The organism is Methylobacterium organophilum (assembly GCF_022179465.1).
In the GTDB taxonomy this organism is placed as follows: Bacteria; Pseudomonadota; Alphaproteobacteria; order Rhizobiales; family Beijerinckiaceae; genus Methylobacterium; species Methylobacterium organophilum.
In genome coordinates this window covers 1-18160 of record NZ_BPQV01000019.1, presented here as the reverse complement: position 1 = coordinate 18160, position 18160 = coordinate 1, and the positions used below count along the sequence as shown (strand labels likewise).

14 protein-coding genes are annotated in these 18160 nt (G+C 66.1%); 7 read left to right on the top strand and 7 right to left on the bottom strand.

Annotated elements, in window-relative coordinates:
- Nucleotides 1-530 precede the first annotated feature (530 nt).
- Both MFF21_RS23090 and MFF21_RS23085 read left to right on the top strand, forming a co-directional pair.
- Nucleotides 531-1079 carry a Ros/MucR family transcriptional regulator gene (locus MFF21_RS23090; protein ID WP_238314897.1) on the top strand — a complete coding sequence of 183 codons (549 nt, stop codon included), beginning with the start codon at nucleotides 531-533 and terminating at the stop codon, nucleotides 1077-1079.
- A 312-nt stretch (nucleotides 1080-1391) separates the two neighbouring features.
- The gene (locus MFF21_RS23085) at nucleotides 1392-2183 is read left to right on the top strand and encodes a lytic murein transglycosylase (protein WP_238314895.1); all 792 of its coding nucleotides are present in this window, start codon (nucleotides 1392-1394) and stop codon (nucleotides 2181-2183) included.
- 93 nt (nucleotides 2184-2276) lie between these two features.
- Here MFF21_RS23085 and MFF21_RS23080 read toward each other — a convergent pair whose 3' ends face one another.
- Complete coding sequence (locus MFF21_RS23080; RefSeq protein ID WP_238314893.1) at nucleotides 2277-3449, bottom strand: DUF2778 domain-containing protein; 1173 nt, start codon at nucleotides 3447-3449, stop codon at nucleotides 2277-2279.
- A 347-nt stretch (nucleotides 3450-3796) separates the two neighbouring features.
- On the opposite strand from MFF21_RS23080, the gene MFF21_RS23075 reads away from it, so the two are divergent.
- Both MFF21_RS23075 and MFF21_RS23070 read left to right on the top strand, forming a co-directional pair.
- Complete coding sequence (locus MFF21_RS23075; RefSeq protein ID WP_238314891.1) at nucleotides 3797-5428, top strand: ABC1 kinase family protein; 1632 nt, start codon at nucleotides 3797-3799, stop codon at nucleotides 5426-5428.
- 438 nt (nucleotides 5429-5866) lie between these two features.
- A complete protein-coding gene (locus MFF21_RS23070) occupies nucleotides 5867-7039 on the top strand; it encodes a sensor histidine kinase (RefSeq protein ID WP_238314889.1) in 1173 nt (390 codons plus the stop codon).
- 22 nt (nucleotides 7040-7061) lie between these two features.
- On the opposite strand, the gene MFF21_RS23065 is transcribed toward MFF21_RS23070, so the two are convergent.
- Together MFF21_RS23065 and MFF21_RS23060 are read right to left on the bottom strand one after the other, a co-directional pair.
- Complete coding sequence (locus MFF21_RS23065) at nucleotides 7062-9140, bottom strand: putative bifunctional diguanylate cyclase/phosphodiesterase (protein ID WP_238314879.1); 2079 nt, start codon at nucleotides 9138-9140, stop codon at nucleotides 7062-7064.
- Nucleotides 9141-9750: 610 nt separating this feature from the next.
- On the bottom strand, nucleotides 9751-10560 hold the full coding sequence (locus tag MFF21_RS23060; RefSeq protein WP_238314877.1) for a hypothetical protein: 810 nt from the start codon (nucleotides 10558-10560) through the stop codon (nucleotides 9751-9753).
- 276 nt (nucleotides 10561-10836) lie between these two features.
- On the opposite strand from MFF21_RS23060, the gene MFF21_RS23055 reads away from it, so the two are divergent.
- The 3 genes from MFF21_RS23055 (at nucleotide 10837) to MFF21_RS23045 (ending at nucleotide 14114) form a co-directional block, all read left to right on the top strand.
- Nucleotides 10837-11223, top strand: coding sequence for a response regulator (locus MFF21_RS23055; RefSeq protein ID WP_238314875.1), 387 nt, complete (start codon nucleotides 10837-10839; stop codon nucleotides 11221-11223).
- Between the two features lie 22 nt (nucleotides 11224-11245).
- A complete protein-coding gene (locus MFF21_RS23050) occupies nucleotides 11246-12541 on the top strand; it encodes an O-acetylhomoserine aminocarboxypropyltransferase/cysteine synthase family protein (RefSeq protein ID WP_238314866.1) in 1296 nt (431 codons plus the stop codon).
- A 103-nt stretch (nucleotides 12542-12644) separates the two neighbouring features.
- Nucleotides 12645-14114, top strand: coding sequence for a lipopolysaccharide biosynthesis protein (locus MFF21_RS23045; protein ID WP_238314864.1), 1470 nt, complete (start codon nucleotides 12645-12647; stop codon nucleotides 14112-14114).
- 12 nt (nucleotides 14115-14126) lie between these two features.
- On the opposite strand, the gene MFF21_RS23040 is transcribed toward MFF21_RS23045, so the two are convergent.
- The 4 genes from MFF21_RS23040 to MFF21_RS23025 form a co-directional block, all read right to left on the bottom strand.
- A complete protein-coding gene (locus MFF21_RS23040; protein WP_238314862.1) occupies nucleotides 14127-14927 on the bottom strand; it encodes an ABC transporter permease in 801 nt (266 codons plus the stop codon).
- Nucleotides 14928-15342: 415 nt separating this feature from the next.
- On the bottom strand, nucleotides 15343-16269 hold the full coding sequence (locus MFF21_RS23035; protein WP_238314860.1) for a hypothetical protein: 927 nt from the start codon (nucleotides 16267-16269) through the stop codon (nucleotides 15343-15345).
- Between the two features lie 2 nt (nucleotides 16270-16271).
- Nucleotides 16272-17195 carry a glycosyltransferase family 61 protein gene (locus tag MFF21_RS23030; RefSeq protein WP_238314858.1) on the bottom strand — a complete coding sequence of 308 codons (924 nt, stop codon included), beginning with the start codon at nucleotides 17193-17195 and terminating at the stop codon, nucleotides 16272-16274.
- Nucleotides 17196-17304: 109 nt separating this feature from the next.
- Nucleotides 17305-17970: a class I SAM-dependent methyltransferase gene (locus MFF21_RS23025; RefSeq protein ID WP_238314856.1), complete on the bottom strand. Its 666-nt coding sequence runs from the start codon at nucleotides 17968-17970 to the stop codon at nucleotides 17305-17307.
- Nucleotides 17971-18160 lie beyond the last annotated feature (190 nt).

The following is an 18160-nucleotide window of genomic DNA, read 5'->3' as shown; positions in this document are numbered from 1 at the left end:
ATCTTTCCTCGTCCATCGACAGTACAGGCAGAGGGGCGGCTCCATGGAGCCGCCCCTTTCGCATTCGGGCCTTTGCCCGACGTTTTGCGACCGGCCGGCGCCAGCCGCCGCATCCTCGCCGAGCGTGCAGAGGAATACGCTCGTCAGGTGAAGGACCCATCAGAAGGCCGCCTGCCCTCGGCCGCGGGGGAAGATGACAACAAGCGCGCGATGAAAGCCGCCCGGACGACCGGGTTAGAGCCGGGGCATGTTTGCCTGAGCTTCGGGAGTTCTCGCCTTTTCCCGCCTGGTCCACGCCAGGAACACTTCTGGACGAATCAACGTCTCGCCAAGCCTGCCGCGGCTCTGCGCGCGGGCTTTCTGAGCAACCTAATCCTGCGAGCAGGGCTCTCCGAATTCGCGCTATACGCGCAAAAACACGCAAGAATCGGCGGATTTCCGGTTTTTACAGGTTTCCATACAGGAATTCGCTTGAATTCCTGCACAGGAGCGGTAGCTCCGAGACAGGGAAAAAGAAAGGGCCCTGTTATATGTCGGATGAAAGCCAGGTGGCGTCGATCGATCGTATCGAACTCGCGGCGGATCTCGTGTCTGCCTATGTCTCGAACAACTCGATGCCCGCCGCCGAATTGCCGGGCCTGATCGCCCAGGTCCATGCTGCCCTCGTCAATCTTTCGGCGCCCGCCGCGCCGGTCGAGGACGACATCGAGAAGGCCACGCCGGCCCAGATCAAGAAGTCGATCACGCCCGACGCGCTGATCTCGTTCATCGACGGCAAGCCCTACAAGACGCTCAAGCGCCACCTGACCACGCACGGGCTGGACTTCGAGACCTATCGCCGCCGCTACGGCCTGCCGGCCGACTATCCGACGGTGTCGGCCAACTACTCCGCCGCGCGTTCGGCCCTCGCCAAGGATCTCGGCCTCGGCCAGCAGCGCCGCCGCCCCGCCGAGATGGCGGCGGAGGCCAGCGAGACCGTGACCGAGGCGCCGAAGGCCCGCGGCCGCCGCACCAAGGTCGAGACGACCGAGGAGGCGCCCAAGAAGCCCCGCGGCCGCAAGTCCGCCGTCGCCGCCTGAGGCGCCGCCGACCCGGCGAGGCGGTCGGCCGCCTCGCGAGACAGGGCGCGACTCCCGGACAGGGGTCGCGCCCTTTGCCGTTCAGGGGCGCCTTGGCCGTGTTCTCGGCGGCCCGGGCGGATCACAGAGGCGTGACGCCGTCCCGCCGCGGGGGGCGCCGTGCTGAGGTTTCGGTGCCACGCTCGCGCGGAAGTGGCGGCCGCGGCCATGAAACCGCGCAGATCTTCCTTATATAGCCCTGCCGATCGGGGCGGCTAAGCTTGCTCCGGAAGAGCAGCGGTTCTTATACCCGCCGCGTACGAGGAGTTTCGAATGATCAGAAGCGGGGACAGGAAGCGTCTGGCGGTTCTCGGCCTGGCGCTGGCGTGCCTGGCCGGCCGGGCCGAGGCTGCGCAATGCGGCAACACGGCGGCCGGCTTCGAGGCGTGGAAGCGCGAATTCGCGGAGGAGGCCCGGGGCCGGGCCAGCGCCGCGAGCCTCGCCGCGCTCCAGGGCACGAGCTATTCCACGGCGACCATCTCGGCTGATCGCGGCCAGAAGAGCTTCAAGCTCTCCCTGGACCAGTTCCTGGCCAAGCGCGGCGGCACGACCATCGTGGCCCGCGGGCGCGCGCTCAAGCAGCAGAACGCGGCCCTCTTCGCCGCCATCGAGCAGCGCTACGGCGTGCCGCCGGGTCCCCTGCTCGCGATCTGGGGCATGGAGACCGGCTTCGGCGCGGTGAAGGGCAACGTGAACACCCTCTCCGCGGTGGCGACGCTCGCCTATGATTGCCGCCGCTCGGCCTTCTTCACCGACCAGCTCTATGCGGCCCTCACCCTGGTCGATCGCGGCGTGCTGACGCCGAGCACCCGGGGCGCGGCCCATGGCGAGGTCGGCCACACCCAGTTCCTGCCGAAGAACGTGCTGACCTACGGCGTCGGCGGCAGCCTCGACAGCTCGGCCAACGCGCTGAACTCGACGGCGAACTTCCTCAAGGCCCATGGCTGGCGGCCCGGCGCGGGCTATCAGCCCGGCGAGCCGAACTTCGCCGCGATCCAGGGCTGGAACGATGCCGGCGTCTACCAGAAGGCCATCGCCCTGCTCGGCGCCAAGATCGACCAGTAGCAAGATCGACCAGTCATCGGCCCGGCGCCGCCACGGCCCAAAAAATCCCCCGGGGTCCACCCGGGGGATTTTTCGTTTCGTGCCGGGCCTTCCTCAGCGGTTGGCGATGTTGGCCATCGCGTCCCGGCCGCCGCTCGCCACCACGACGAGGCGGCGGACCTCCCCGCGCAGATAGGCCTGCAGGAAGCGGTCGTAGTTGCGGAACACGACGCAGCCGTTCGAGGCGCCGCTCGCGCCGAGCATGTAGGTGTGGGCGAGCAGGCCGTTGCGGCCATAGATCGTGCCGCTGCCGCCGACCGGGGTGAGGCGGATCGCCCGCACCCCGTGGAACAGGGCCTCGCGCTCGCGCAGGTCGTAGGTGCCGGGCGGCGTGGCGCCCCGCATGCGCAGATGCACGTGGTTCGGGTTGTCCTGGGCGGCGCCGAGGCCGGAATGGGCCTCCAGCACCTCGCCGCTCGGCAGATAGACCCGCTGTGCGGTGATGTCGTAGACGGCGGTGGCGCCGCTGCTGACGGAGGGCGGCGCGGGCAGCAGGCGGTTGCGCGGCGTCATCGCGATGGCGTCGCTGTCGGGGCCGGCATAGGCCAGCGCCGTCGCCGAACTGCGCTCGCTGGCGGGCGTGGAATCGCCGCCGAAGATCGTCTCGAAGAAGGAGCGCTCGGCGGCGGGCGGCTGCGGGGTCGCCGCGGCGAAGACGCTGCGGGTCGATTGCGTGGTGACGCGGCTTGCCACGGCGCGGCTCGCCAAGGAGCGACTCGCCAAGATGCGGGGCGTCTGGGGCGGGTTCGCGGGCCGCAGCTCCGGCGGGCGGGAGACCGGCAGGGGCACGGCCTGGGCGACGGGCTTCGGCGCGGCGGCCGGGGTCTCGGCCAGGATCCGCGGGGCCGGCTTCGGGGCGGGCAAGGCGGCAGGCGTGGTGATCGCCTCGGCCGGGGCCGATTCTTGGCTCTGCGGCAGAGCCGCGGCCAGACGGGCGGCGGGAACGGGCCGGTTGGGCAGGCCGAGGGTCTGGGCGCCGCGGCCGAGGGCTGGGCTCGGGTCGAGCATCCAGGCGAAGCTCGGCGCGGGGGTCGCCTGCGGCTCCGGCGCCGGCCGCTCGGCCTGGGGCGCCTCGGCGACCGCGACCGGCTCGGCGTCGTGCCTCAGGAGGAGGCCGCCATAGCCGGCGGCCCCGATCGCCGCGAGGGCGAGCATCGGCAGGAAGCGGTTGCGGGAGCGGGAGCGGCGCCGCACGCGACGGATCGAAGAATACGCGACGTAATCCATGCGGGCATCACTCGGATACGCGTTCCCGCACGGGCGCAGGCCGGCTCTCGCGCGGCGCGTCGTAAGACGCCCCGCGGGTGAGGTCCGAAGAGACCGGCTCCGCCGTTTAGGGAAGAATCAACCTTAAGCCTCCGTGCATTGAACGGGCTTTTGGTTAATCTTGAATAAATCGCCTGTGCATCCGAAACGGATCATCCTGAGCAGGCAACGGCCTTGCCCCGGCCGCCTGGGCTGCGGCCCCCTCCCCCGCCTGCCCGGCGGGGCGCGCGCAAACGCCGCCAAAAAGCCTAAAGCCCGTGGCCCTTGACGCGCTTGCCAATCCCGGCGCCGCGGGCCATCCGGTTAGCATGCTGAAGACCGCCTTCGTCGCCGCGCGCGACCGCCAGCGCCTGTCGGAGATCGCGACGATCTTCATCGGCTTCGGTCTCAACAAGGCCGTCGACCGCTTCGGCCTGCGCAACATCCCGCTGATCCCCCGCCGCCAGCCCAAGGTCGACGTGACCCGGCTGTCGCAGCCCGAGCGCCTGCGCCGGGCGATCGAGGCCCTGGGGCCGACCTTCATCAAGTTCGGGCAGATCCTGGCCTCCCGGCCCGACCTGCTCTCGCCGGTCTGGACCGACGAGCTGGAGAAGCTGCACAGCCAGGTGAAGCCGGTGCCGTGGTCGCTGATCGGCCCGCAGCTCGAGGCCGATCTCGGCGCCCCGCCCAACGAGGTCTTCGCCGAGTTCGACACGAACCCGATCGCCTCCGCCTCCATCGCCCAGGTCTACCGGGCGCGCCTGCATTCGGGCGAGGAGGTCGTGGTCAAGGTGCTGCGGCCGGGCCTGCGCAAGATCATCGAGGCGGATCTGCGCCTAATGGCCCACGGCGCCCGCATCGTCGAGACGGAATGGCCGGAGCTCGCCCGCTACCAGCCGCAGGAGCAGATGCGCCACCTCGCCTCCGGCTTGAACGGCGAGCTCGACCTGCTCAACGAGGCCCGCAACTGCGAGATGATCGCCGAGATCTTCGCCGGCCGCGACGACATCGTGATCCCGAAGATCTACTGGGAATGGTGCTCCGAGCGGGTGCTGGTGCAGGAATTCATCCACGGCATCTCGCCCAACGACGCCGCCGCCCTGCGGGCGATCGACGCGGACAAGAAGCTGCTCGCCCAGAAGGGCTGCGACGCCTTCCTGCGCATGGCGCTGATCGAGGGCGTGTTCCACGCCGATCCCCATCCCGGCAACCTGCTGGTGATGCCGGGCAACCGCATCGGCTTCATCGATTTCGGCATCGTCGGCCGGCTCTCGCACAAGCGCCGCCAGCAGCTCCTGGTGCTGATCGGCGCCATGCTGAAGCAGGATGTCGACGGCCTGATGGCGACCCTGCTCGACTGGACCGGCACCTCGAATCCCGACCTGACCAAGCTCGAGCAATCCGCCCAGAACTTCGTCCAGACCCATTCGAGCGTGCCGCTCAATCTCGGGCTCGTGCTCACCGACTTCATGACCATGGCCCGCGAGAACGACCTCGCCATGCCGACCGACCTCGCCATCCTGTTCAAGGGGCTGGTGACGGCGGACGGCGTGATGCGCCAGCTCGATCCGGGCTTCGACCTCTTCGCTGCGGCCGGCCCCACGGTGCGGGCCTCCCTGCGCAGCACCTTCTCGGCCCGCGGCCTCCTGCGCAAGGCGGAGGCGCTCGGAACTGGGCTCTACGGCGCGGCCTCGGAGCTGCCGACCCTGATCCACCTGATGCTGGTGCGGCTCAAGCAGGGCCGCGTCACCGTCGAGATCGAGCTGAAGGGCATGGACAAGCTCGTGCGCGGCATCGAGCGCGGGGCCGCCCGGGTCGCGGTCGGCCTCGTCGTGGCCGCCTTCGCCACCCAGATCGCGCCACGGTTGATGGAGCTCGGCACGCCGGTCTTCGTCATCATCGGCCTGACGGTGGCCGTGCTCGGTCTCGGCTGGCTCGTCCTGCTCGGCCGGAACCGCTGAGGCGCCCTGCACCGAAGAGCGTGGCCTTGCGACGAGCTCAGGCCAAGGTGGTAGTCCGAAATCGACGCTCCTTCGACCGAGGAGAGCTTGATCCTAGTTTTCGGTTCTCGGCTCCTGCATCGCACCATTACCGAATGGTCAAGCTGAAAGTATCGGGTTGCGCGGTTTTCTGTTTTCGCGCGTCTGGAGCCGCGCCGAAAACTTGACGAAAATTGCCGGCCCTTGCGGGGGCGAGGCTCCATGCTATGCTTGGCCCATGCCGAATCGCGGGTTCGATCCTCGCCGCGTCGGGGCATGAAACGGACGCAAGATCCGCCCTTCCCGCCGCCGTCGAGTTCAAACGATAGAACACGCCCGCGTCGCGGCGCACCGGGGTCCGCCTCAAGGGTTAACCAAGGGTTGCCTTCATACCCTTGGGCGGAGCGATGGGGGAGTGCGGTGGTCCAGGCCTTCATGGCCGCACGATGCGGGAGCGATGCTGCGTCGTCGGCGCTCGAATCCGAGAATGCGCGCCTGCGCATGAAGCTCGCCGAGGCCGAGGAGGCCCGGCGCCACGCGGAAGCCGTGTTCGCCCGCGCCCTCGACGCGAGCGCCATCCGCGCCATCACCGCCGAGGACCTGAACGCGCAGCTGCGCGCCAGCGAGGAGTTCAACCGCCGCATCCTCGCCTCCACGACGGATTGCGTAAGCGTGCTCGATCTCGACGGGCGGCTGATCACCCTCAACGACCGCTGCCTGGCGGTGTTCGGCGCCGGCAACTTCGCCGCCGTGGCCGGCCGGCCCTTCGCGGAGTTCTGGCCGGCGGCGAGCCGGGAGGCGGTGGGCGAGGCGGTGGTGCTGGCCTGCCGGGGCTCGTCCTCGCGCTTCCAGGCGGCCTTCGGCGACGAGGCTTCCGGGCAGACCTGGTGGGACATCGCGGTGGCGCCGATGAACGGCGAGGACCGCCTGCCCGAGCGCATCCTCGCGGTCGCCCGCGACATCACCGAGATCAAGCAGAACGAGGCGCGCCAGACCCTGCTGATGCAGGAGCTGTCGCACCGGGTGAAGAACACGCTGGCCATGGTCCAGGCGGTCGCGACCCAGACCCTGCGCAACGCCGCCTCGCTCGATGCCGCCGGCGAGGCCCTCGGCGCCCGCCTGCTGGCGCTGGCCCAGGCGCATGACGTGCTGATGCAGGGCGCCTGGTCCAGCGCCTGCCTGCGCAGCCTCGTCGACGGGGCCATCGCCCTCCACGGCGACGGGGCGCCGGACCGCTTCCGCGTGCAGGGCCCGGACCTGACCCTCGGCCCGCGGCCGGCCCTGACCCTCGCCCTGATCCTGCACGAGCTCGGGACCAACGCGGCCAAGTACGGCGCGCTGTCGCGCTCGGAGGGGCATGTCGCCATCGCCTGGGAGGTCACGCCCGTCGACGGCGAGGCGCGGCTGCGCTTCCGCTGGGAGGAGATCGGCGGCCCGCCCGTCAAGCCGCCGACGCGGACCGGCTTCGGCTCGCGCCTGATCGAGCGCAGCCTCGTGCACAGCTTCGGCGGTGCTGCCGTGCTCAGCTACCCCGAGACCGGCGTGGTGCTGACCATGGAGGCCCCGGCGGAGGTCCTGGTCGAGCACGCCTGACGGGGCTGCCGCGGCCCGTCTCTCAGGCGGCCTGGGGGCAGGATTCCGTCGGGCGGGGGAACTGGCGCAGGCTACGCGGGGCTTCGAAAGGGCAGGCCACGGCCTCCGGTTGGCCAAGCAGGAAGCCCTGGACGTCGGGGCAGCGCTCCTTGCGCAGGATCCGGAACTGCTCCTGGGTCTCGACCCCCTCCGCGGTGACGGCGAGGCCGAGGCCGCGGGCGAGGCCGAGGATGGCCCGCACGATCTGGGTCGAGCGCGCGTCCTCCCCGAGATCGCGCACGAAGCTGCGGTCGATCTTGATCCGGGTCAGCGGGAAGCTGTGAACGAAGCTCAGCGACGAGTAGCCGGTGCCGAAATCGTCGAGGGCCACCTGGATGCCCATCGCCCGGATGCGGCGCAGCAGGTCCAGGGCCGTCTCCCGGTTCTCCAGGATTGCCGTCTCGGTGATCTCGATCTCCAGGCGGTGGGCGGGCAGGCCGCTCCGCTCCAGCGCCGCCTCGATCGTCGTGAGAAGATGCGCGCTGCGCAGCTGCATCGGGGAGACGTTCACGGAGATCGTGAGCGGTTGCGGCCAGGAGGCCGCGTTGCGGCAGGCTTCCTCCAGGACCCAGGCCCCGATCTCGGGCATCAGCCCGGCCTCTTCCGCCAGGGGGATGAAGGCGGCCGGCGGCACCATCTGCCCGTCCGGCCCGCACCAGCGCAGCAATGCCTCGAAGCCGACGGTCTCGCCGGTCTTGGCGCGGATCACGGGCTGGTAGTGCAGCGCGAACTCGCGCCGTTCCAGGGCGTGGCGCAGCCTCCGCTCCAGATCCAGGCGCACGGCCGCGAGCGCGCCCAGGCTCTCGTCGTAGAAGCAGGACCGGTCCCGGCCGTCCTGCTTGGCCTTGTCGAGGGCGAGATCGGCGTTCCGCAGGAGCGTCTCGACGGTCGCGACGCCGGGGCCGGCCACGGCGATGCCGACGCTGCAGGTGATGTTGACGGTGGTGCCGTCGAGCAGGAAGGGCTCTCGGAGCCGGGTGACGAGGCGGTCCGCGATCACACCGAGATGGGCCGGCTTGGCCGTGCTCAGCACGATGGCGAACTCGTCGCCGCCGACGCGCCCGACGAGGTCGTTGCCCCGGAACATCTCCCGCAGGCGCCCGGCAACCGCCTGGAGCAGTCGGTCGCCGGCACAGGGCCCCAGGGTATCGTTGACCAGCTTGAAGCGGTCGATATCCACGCAGAAGACGGCGCGGGCCACCTTGGTGTTGCCGAGGACATGGCCGAGATGCGCATGGAAGGTCGCCCGATTGGCGAGATTCGTGAGCGCATCATGCTCGGCGAGGTGACGGATCCGGTTCTCGCTGTGCCGGTGTTCCGTGATGTCGGAGAAGGTCGAGACCCAGCCGCCGCTCGCGATGGCGCGCGTCGTCACCGACAGGATGCGGCCGTGGAGACGGAATTCATACGGGGCTGGGTCGTGCAACAGGCCCGCGCCGAGGTGATGCTCGACATAGGCGCTGGCCTGCGCGCGGCCGAGCGCCGCCGAAAGGACCGAGGACAAGCTCCTGCCCTGGATTCCGTCCTGCGGCGGGAGGTGCAGCATCTCGGAGAAGCGCTCGTTGCTGAGGACGAGCCGCTGCGATTCGTCGATCAGGCAGAGCCCGTTGACCATGTTGGACAGGGCGAGATCGAGCTTGGCGCGGGTGGCCGAGAGGGTCAGTTCGGTCCGCCGCCGCTCCGTCCGGTCGCGGGTGATCTTCGCGAAGCCGATCAGGGCGCCGGTCTCGTCATGGACGGCATGGATGGCGGCATCGGCCCAGAAGCGTGTTCCGTCCTTGCGCAGGCGCCAGCCCTCGGACTCGAAGCGGCCCTCGCTGCGGGCCACCGAAAGTCCCTTCTCGGGCAGCCCGGCTCGTCGATCCGCCTCGGTGTAGAAGCAGTCGAAATGCCGGCCGACGATCTCGTCCGCGTCGTAGCCTTTGATGCGCTGCGCGCCGGCGTTCCAGTGCGTCACCGTCCCCGAGACGGACAGCATGAAAATGGCGCAGTCCGTCACGCTCTGCACCAGGAGGCGGTACATCACGTCGGAATCGCCGTCGACCTCGATCTGAACCGACATGATGTCCCTAGTGGTTGCCGTCCCACCAGAGAGTCAGAACGATGAAGAACTCTTTTTGATCCGCCCGTCTGAGTTGATTGTGCGGCTGGTTAAAGCCGCGATGACTCGATCAATCTGAGCGACGGACTCTTTTCGACCTCTTCCCAGTAAATGGCGCACAGGTTGTATTCGTGGCCGCTGGTCGAACGGCCGTTCCGGCGGGAATGCGACAGCCGGCTCATCGTTTAGAGCACCGAAAGAGCTTTCGGCCCCCCGATCGATAATTCTATTGAAGGTTGTGTCTGCGCTGTCCGTCTTCGAACCCGGGCGAGGCCAGCCCGGGGATGATGCAAGATCGGCCGCGGCGAGAGAGGGGCAAATTGACGCAGATTCGTCCGCTACCTGACGTAGAGAGGGCGACAACGGAAAGGTGCCGGAACGTGCCGAGATACATGTTCCGGGATGACAGTCGTGGCGAAGTCTCGGTGATTGTCGCCAGGAGGCGATTACAGGCGAGATTTGCTTTCGAATTACGTTGGACTGTCTAGCGAATGCGCTTTCCGGGAAAAGCCGGTCCGACCTTCGGGGCGAACCGGCTTCCGGCCTGTCGGAGCGGGCCGTCGCCCGGATGTCAGGCGACGCGGGGCTGCGGCTTGCGCGGCGGCTCGAACACGGCCTGGAGATGATGCGCGCACCAGCTCTTGCCGGCCAGCACCCGGCAGCCGCACACGCGCTTGGTCTCGATCGAGGCCTGCTCGTTGTCGGCCCAGAGCGGGAAGTGGCACTCGAAGGCGGTGGCCTTCATGAAGGGCACGCCCTCGCCGCCATCGGCCGCGACGAGCAGCCGGGCCGCGGTGCGGATCGGGCCGACCACGGGCGCGGCGATCGCCGGCAGGGCCGCATCCTCGTCCGTGTTCTCGAGCCGCATGTCGTCGTTGGCGACGTCGGCAGGCAGCGGCATCGGCTTGCGGGGCTCGGGCTTCGGCGCCGCGGCGGCGGTCTCGACGGGCCTCTCTGCCACGGCCTTCGGAGCGGCGGGCTTGGGGGCCGCCGCTTTCGGCGCCACCGCCGCCATGGGTGCGGGGGCCGCCTTCGCGGCCACGACCGGCTTGGCGGGGATGGACTTCGGCGCCGCGGCCGGCCGCAGCTCGGCGACGGGCTTGAGCACGGTCGGCTTCAGGATGTTGGGCTTGGGGGCGGCGGGCTTCGCCTTGACCGGCGCGGCCACCACCGGCTCGACGGGGGCGGCCGCGGCGGCCACGGCGTCGGCATCGGGGCCGGCCTGGGCGGCGGCGTCGGCGATGCGGCTCATGATCTCCGCCACCGGGGTCCCGGTCTTGGCCGCGATTTCCGCGATGTCCCGGCCCGCGACCCATAGCGAGATTGCCAGGTCGGTCTGGTCCTTCGTCCAGGGGGTGCGGGTACGGAGTGCTGCGGCCATCGTGGAGGGGTGATTTGCTTGCTGCGTGTGAATCGGGGAGGCGCCGTATAGGGGCCGGCACGGGGAAAGTCCCCCGCGACGGATGCATGGCTCCTCTTCTTTGCCGGCTCGCTTGACAGGGCTTCGGCTCCCGAAAATCGCCGTCTTCGCCTGGGCAGCCTCCGGCAAATCGCCTTTCCACCGGCCGTATCGCCCGAAGGACGGCCGTCCTTGACCTCGTGGGACCCGCGAATTAGGCCCCGAAGAGCGGCCCACGCGAGAGTGCCCCCGAGCCTGATGACAGACGCCCCGTCCAAGCCGCCCGTCGTGCTTCTTGTCGAGGATGACGGCCTCCTGCTGATGGAGGCCTCCGACACGCTCGCCGAGGCCGGCTTCAAGGTTCTCGAGGCGCCGCACGCGGACAAGGCCCTGACCGTCCTGGAAGAGAGCGGAGACGTCGGCGTCCTGATGACCGACGTCGACATGCCCCAAGGCTCGATGGACGGCTTCGCTCTGGCCCGACTCGTCGCCCTGCGCTGGCCGGAGATCCCGGTGCTGATCGTGTCCGGGATGGGCACGCCCGGGCCGAACGACATGCCCGAGGGCGCCCGCTTCATTCCCAAGCCCTATTCGCCCTCGATGCTGGTGCGCACCCTCAAGGCCTGCGTCCGGCGGGCAGCCTGACCCCAGACGGTATCCCGACCCCATGTCCAGCGAGACCCCGACGCTCCGCTTCGCCACCCAGGCCGTCCATGCCGGCGCGGCTCCCGATCCGGCGACGGGCGCGCGGGCGCAGCCGATCTACTTCACCAACGGCTTCGTGTTCGATTCGACCGAGCAGGCCGCCGACATCTTCGCCATGCGCAAGACCGGCTTCTCCTACTCGCGCGGCTCGAACCCGACCGTGGCGGCCCTGGAGCGCCGGGTGGCGGCCCTGGAAGGCGCCAAGGGCGCGGTGGCGGTCTCCTCCGGCCAGTCGGCGGTGCTGCTCGTGCTGATGACGCTGATGCAGTCCGGCGACGCCTATGTCGCCTCGCCCCGCCTGTTCGGCGGCTCGCTCGGCCTGATGCGCCGCCTCGACGGGCGTTACGACCTCAAGCCGCAATTCGCCGCCGACATCACGCCGGAGGCCTTCGAGGCGGCGATCACCCCCGAGACCAAGGCGATCGTCTGCGAATCGATCGTGAATCCCTGCGCCACGGTGATGGATCTCGAAGCCATCGCCGCGGTGGCGCAGCGGCACAGGCTGCCGCTGGTCGTCGACAACACCCTCGCCTCCCCCGCCCTGATCCGGCCGATCGAGTACGGCGCCGACATCGTCGTGCACTCGACCTCGAAGTTCCTGGGCGGCTCCGGCCAGACCATCGGCGGCGTGATCTGCGATGCCGGCCGCTTCGACTGGGTGTCCCAGGGAAGCCGCTACAACCTGATCAACGATCCCTGGCCCGATTACGACGGGCTGATCGTGTCGCAGCGCTTCCCCGAGATGAGCTTCGCCGTCGCCTGCCGCCTGTTCGGCCTGCGCGACCTCGGGCCCGGCCTCTCGCCGATGAACGCCTTCCTGACGCTGACCGGCATCGAGACGCTGCCCCTGCGCATGGCCCGCCACTGCGCCAACGCGAAGGCGGTCGCCGCCTATCTCAAGGCGCATCCCGCCGTGGAATGGGTGAGCTACCCCGCCCTGCCCGGCCAGAAGGGCGAGGCGCTCGCCAACCGCTACGTGCCCCAGGGGCCGGGTTCGATCTTCACCTTCGCCCTCAAGGGCGGCGAGCCGGCGGCGCTGCGGTTCATCACCAGCCTCAACCTGATCTCGCATCTCGTGAATATCGGCGAGATCAAGTCGCTCGCGATCCATCCCGCCACGACGACCCATCGCCAGCTCCGTCCCGAGGAGCGGGCGGCGGCCCTGGTCGGTCCGGAGACGGTGCGTCTCTCGATCGGCCTCGAGGATCCCGAGGATCTGATCGCGGATATCGAGCAGGCCCTGGCGCAGGTCGGCTGACGCCTTCGACGGCGGGGCGGGCCGTTCAGCCTTTCTTCGCGGCTGCCCGCGAGGATGCGGCCGGCGCGGTTGCGGCGCCGGACAAGCGGAAGCGACCCGATCCATGGCCGTCCTGGCTGCCTTCGTCGTCAATGCCGGGCTGAACTTCGTCCTCGGCCTCTTGATCGCCAAGCTGCTCGGGCCGGCCGATTTCGGCCGCTTCGCCCTGGCGACGGCGGGCGCCGTGGTGCTCAACACCCTCCTGTTCGAGTGGCTGCGCCTGTCGGCGACGCGGTTCTACTCCGCCCGGGTGCGCGAGGCCGAGCCCTGGATCCGGCAGGGGCTCGACCGGGCCTATGCCGTCACCGGCCTCGCCCTGTTCGCCGCGGCGGCCCTCTGCGGCGGCCTCGGCCTCCGGATCGATCCCGAACCGGAGGGGCGGTTCGCCGTGGCGGCGGCGACCGCGCTGGCGGCCCTGGCGATCGGGCTGTTCGACTATCACGCCGCGCTGGCCCGGGCCCGCTTCGTGGGCGGCACCTATCTGCGCCTCGTCGTGTGGAAGAACCTGTTCGGCGTCGTGCTGATGGGCGGCACCGCCTTCCTGCTGCCGCAGCCGGTCTGGGTCCTGCTCGCGGGGGGCGCGAGCCAGTTCCTGGCGGTGCTGGTGATGCGCACGGCCCTGCGCGACCCCAAGGCGGCGGTGAGCCCGCACCGGGCGCGGGAGACCCTGCGGCTCTTCGCGCGCTACGGCCTGCCCCTGATCGCGGCCAATGCGATCTACCAGCTCCTGCCCTTCGTGAACCGGGGCGCCATCGTCGCCGCCTCCGATTTCGCCGAGGCCGGCTATTTCGCCCTCGCGGCCGATCTCGGGGGCCGGGTCTTCACCACCTTCGGCACGGCGCTCGACCTGCTGCTGTTCCAGCTCGCCGTGCGGGCCGAGGAGCATCACGGCCGCGTCGCGGCGGAGGCGCAGGTCTCGCGCAATCTCGGCGTGGTGGTGGCGCTGCTGCTGCCGGCGGCGGCCGGTTACTGGGCGGTGACCCCGGCCCTGCAGGGCCTGCTGGTGCCGGAGGCCTATCGCGGCCCCTTCGCCCTCTACACGGCGCTGCTGCTGCCGGGCATCCTGTGCCTGTCGGTGATGCACTACGCCCTGAACCCGATCTTCCAGATCCGGCGCCGCACGGGCCCGGTGGTGCTCGCCGCCGCCCTGGGCCTCGCCGTGAACGCCCTAGGGATCCTCTGGCTGCCGCCGCTCTACGGGCCGGCGGGCGTGGCCGCGGCGCAGACCCTGGGGCTCGCCGCCGCCGTCGCCCTGCTGGCGATCCGCGCGCTGGCGGGCCGGGAGCGGCTCGCCCTGCCCTGGCGGGACATCGCCCTGGCGGCCCTCGGCAGCGCCGCCATGCTCGCCGCGCTCACGCCCCTGCGTCACCTGCCCCCGGCCGCGGCCCTGGCCCTGTGCCTGCCGCTCGGGGCGGCGATCTATGGCGGCGTGGTCTGGGGCTTCGACGTGGCGGGCCTGCGGGGGCTGGTGACGGAGCGGATCTCCGGCGCGTCTCTCCTGCGCCGGAAATCCCCCTCGCGGGCGATGCCCTGAGCCCGCCCCGCCTCAGGTTCCCTGGCTGCGGCTGATGTAGCGCTCCATGGCGAGGCCGACGGCCAGGGTCACGAGCGTGGCCGTGATCGTGTAGAGATAGTCGATCTCGACATCCAGGCCCGGATCATAGCCCAGGCGCACCCACTCGACATACTGCACCGGCGGCAGCCACTTCATCCACCAGTAGATCTCCGGCGGCAGGTAGGAGGGCAGGAACATCACGCCGCTGGCGAAATAGATCAGGATACTGAACAGGATGAAGCCGATGTTCCAGCCCGGGAACACGGACACGATGCCGACATTGATGCCGCCGAGCCCGATGCCGAACACGATCGCGACCAGATACCCGGTCAGGGCCTGCATCGTGTCGATCGGCAGCGGGTCGACGCCGCAGGCGGCGATGATGGCCAGGATGGCCGCCAGGCCCAGGAAGGAGCCGATGATCTCGTTGAGGCAGCGCGAGACGAAGACGGCGAAGTTCGAGACCTGGGGGAAATAGGTGAGCGGCCTGTTGACGGAAAAGCCCTTCATCACCTCGCGGGCGATGTAGCGGTAGACGAGCGCCGGGGCCGCGCCGGTGGCCGCGAAGATCAGGGCGCTGTCGCCGATCGGCGAGGGCATGTGGCGGAAGGCCATGACGGCCGCGATGATCATCACGTGGGTGACCGGCCACAGCACCTGGACGCCCCAGCCCCAGCGGGTGGCGCCGAAGCGGGTCTGCATGTCACGCAGCATCAGGGCGCCGACGACCTGACAATAGGTGTCGATCGCGGTCAGCGGTTGCTTCTTCGGGACGGTCAGATCGAGCGACATGTCGTGGTTCTATGAGAACGAGGCGTGCGTTGCGCGGCGAATAATTTGTACGCTGGCGTCTTTGCTATCGCTTACGAGTTTAATTTGAAGCCGTGTCGTTTTTACCCGATCGAGATGAATCGTCCGATCCGTTGCCAAACGGGACGCCTTATGCGCCTCCTCGGCTCCGCACCTTGCAAGAGGCGATAGGCCCATTCTCCGTTCCTCCGACCGGGGTACGAAGCACATCTTATATCCAGAACGATGTCATTTCTGCGGGCGAGCCGACGCGGGATCGAATGACATCCGATGCAATGATCACGATGCCGTGTCATGAGGGGACTTTGGCAAACGCGGGCCGGTGTATAAATGAAATATTCAAAAATATATTCAGCGCGTTAAGTGTTGGGCTGGCGTTTTTGTCTAAACAGATGATTTAGCGCGCAGAGTTTTCGCGAACCTTTCCTGCAAAGGACGCATTGCCATCTTCGTCAATGGTAAAAACAGGAGTTCCTCTAGCATTTAAATAGATCAGCTTTCCGTCTCTCCAGGTGATGCAATGCGATCGCCCATCGAAGCAGGCTGTTTGTCCCGATTTCAGAGCGACGGCCGTCATATCTGAGTTTGCCATGGTTGTATTGAGGCCAATATCGTGCTGTCCTGCAACAGTGAGCGAGTGGCGCGATCGGGTCGCATCCATGAACGTGTTCATCTCGATCACGTCGCTGCCGTTGAAGAAGAGGCCGTTGTGCCAAGCCTGGGCGCCGTTACCCATATGGGCATCAAGGTAGATCGCGCTCAGCGAGGTGAAAGAACCTTGCGCATGCACGTACTGGCCGACGGTAAAAGGCCCCTTGCCCGGTGAGCTGTGCGCATCCCAGTTCGTGAAGTCGAGTTCATAACCGATCGTACCATTTTTCTCGCCGATCGTTCCCGGAATTCCCGGCTTGCCGCTGCCGACGAAACCGCCAAAGCTATTCGCGCCCCCCATCGTGCCGTTGCGTACGGCGTCTGTGTTCAAGGACCAAACGGTACCGGCTCCGGGAGCCTGTACGATTCCGAGGTACTGAGTCACTTTTTGGCCGTCCGGGTGGCCGGTATTCACGAACATCCCGAGCGAGGAGAGCCATTCCGGCTGTGTGGCATCCTTTGTCGTGGTCCCGTAGATAACCTGCGTCGAAAGGACAGGCTTGCTTTGTGGGGGTGTGGGACAGTTCGCCGCAGGGCAGGTGACGATCGATGGCGATGCGATCACGATATGGCTGAGATCTTTCTGCTCAGCTCTCTCTTGTGCATGAAGAGGCCCGCTACGACACAGCATTACCAGTATCATTATAAAAATATTTACAATTTTAATATACATTTTTACATCCTTGAGAGTTCCAGTATTTCGGCTGCTACCTGTTCGGCATCAGGAATATAGCGGGATGTAAGAAAGCCTTCTGTCTTCGGAAGAACTTGAATGGCCGACGGATAATAGTAGGCCGCGTCGTTTCCTGTCAGTTGATCAATTATTGTATAATTTGTATTGATTTTTTCCGTAACATTGAGGCATGTTATTTTTCGAGGGGGGCAGAAAATGCTCGCATGCAGAAATGATCCAGAAGAGGCTATGATATTCTTGCAATTTGACATTAAGTAGATCTGCTCCTCAAAAGAGAGCATTTCCGGATAGAAAATCTGCACGCCGTTGGAGTGTAAATAGTTTTCGATCTCAATCTCGTTTGAGATATTTCCAACTGCTGATTTAAGTCTCGTTTTAGAGTAATATATTGTGGATATTTCTGCGTTGTCTCCAAATTTATATAATATTCTATCTCCAATAGAACTGCATAGATTTCTATAGGGAAGGTAGCCTGCGCGCTGTTCTTCAAAGCTCGTGCTGGGAATTACAATATTAGAAATTTTTGTATTTTGTTGAAAATTGATAAAATCACGCGGGGCTAGACCTAGCTGGCGGAAAATTGTGGAGACAAAAGGTATTGAAAAAAGCTCCTCAGAGCTGTTTGGCCCATGGTAAAGTATCTTTGTGTTTGGGCTTCTTATTTTAGTAACGTTCCAGTATCTCGGCAGGGTATTTATCAAAAAATGTCCAAAGTGAGGATTTATGCGGCCGCCGTAAATATAGGTAGTGTTTTCTCGATGATGTGGAATCTCATAAAGTTGAGCTTCGGTGCTTATAACTTGATCTGGAGGGGGGTATAGACCTTCTCGATAATCAATGGATTCCGAAATAAACTTGCCATCTGCATCGATTATGCCCCAGGGCTTTCCATGGGCATAGGGCAAATATATGCAGTTTTTGAATATTTTTGTCGTCGGGGCGTCCTCAATAACTTGGGTAGTCCCCCACAAGGATGTGCAAGGCTGTAGCGACGACATTGTTTTCTCGGGCGTATTAGTAATTTACTCTCAGATTTTCATTGCCGAGCATCTTCATGCTTTTGTTGATTGTCGGCGCTTTCTCAAACACAAGAATGCTATCATATGCTGTCATGGCTATTGTCTGCCGCGTAAAATTGCTTGGAGAAACTGATCCATCGCGGATGTGATCTGCGTTGAGGTCGTCGATCAGGCCTTTAAAGCATTCGATGATTGATCTCGGGTCGCCGCGTCCGCCGCCATAGTCGGGCCAATAGGCTGTATGCATGTCCTCGATCATGTATACGCCATTGGGGGCGATGCGTTCGTACAAAAACGAAAAGGTTTCCGTGACGTGGTGCATCTGATGGCTGCCATCATCCAGCACCGCGTCTGGAGGTCCGAATTCGTCGATTAGAGATTGGAGGAATATGGGATCTGATTGATCTCCGATTCGAACAGAAACTTGTTCGTCAGCATATTGCCGGCAAACCTCGTTGATGTCGATGGTGACAATCTGCGCTAGAGGTCCGAGCCACCTCTTCCACATTTGCGAGGATCCGCCATTGCCTGCGCCAATTTCCAGGAAAGTGACCGGTTGGCCTACATACTTCCCAAAATGTCTCTCGTAGGCAAAGAAATAGTGACCGGACTTGTGAATGGGGCGTCCAGTGTTGTCTAGAAACTGGCTATATAGAGACATCCGGCGGCCCTCCGAGATGCGAGACAAGTCGATTTGAATGACGACTGTAACTGGCCATCAAGCGGTTTGGGGACGTGATGAAAGAAGGCACTGTCTTGGGCCTTCTCAAACCCCATTTAAGTGTCTCAAGATCACTGGTGGGCGGTGAGGGGCTCGAACCCCCGACCCTCTCCGTGTAAACCAGATGGTC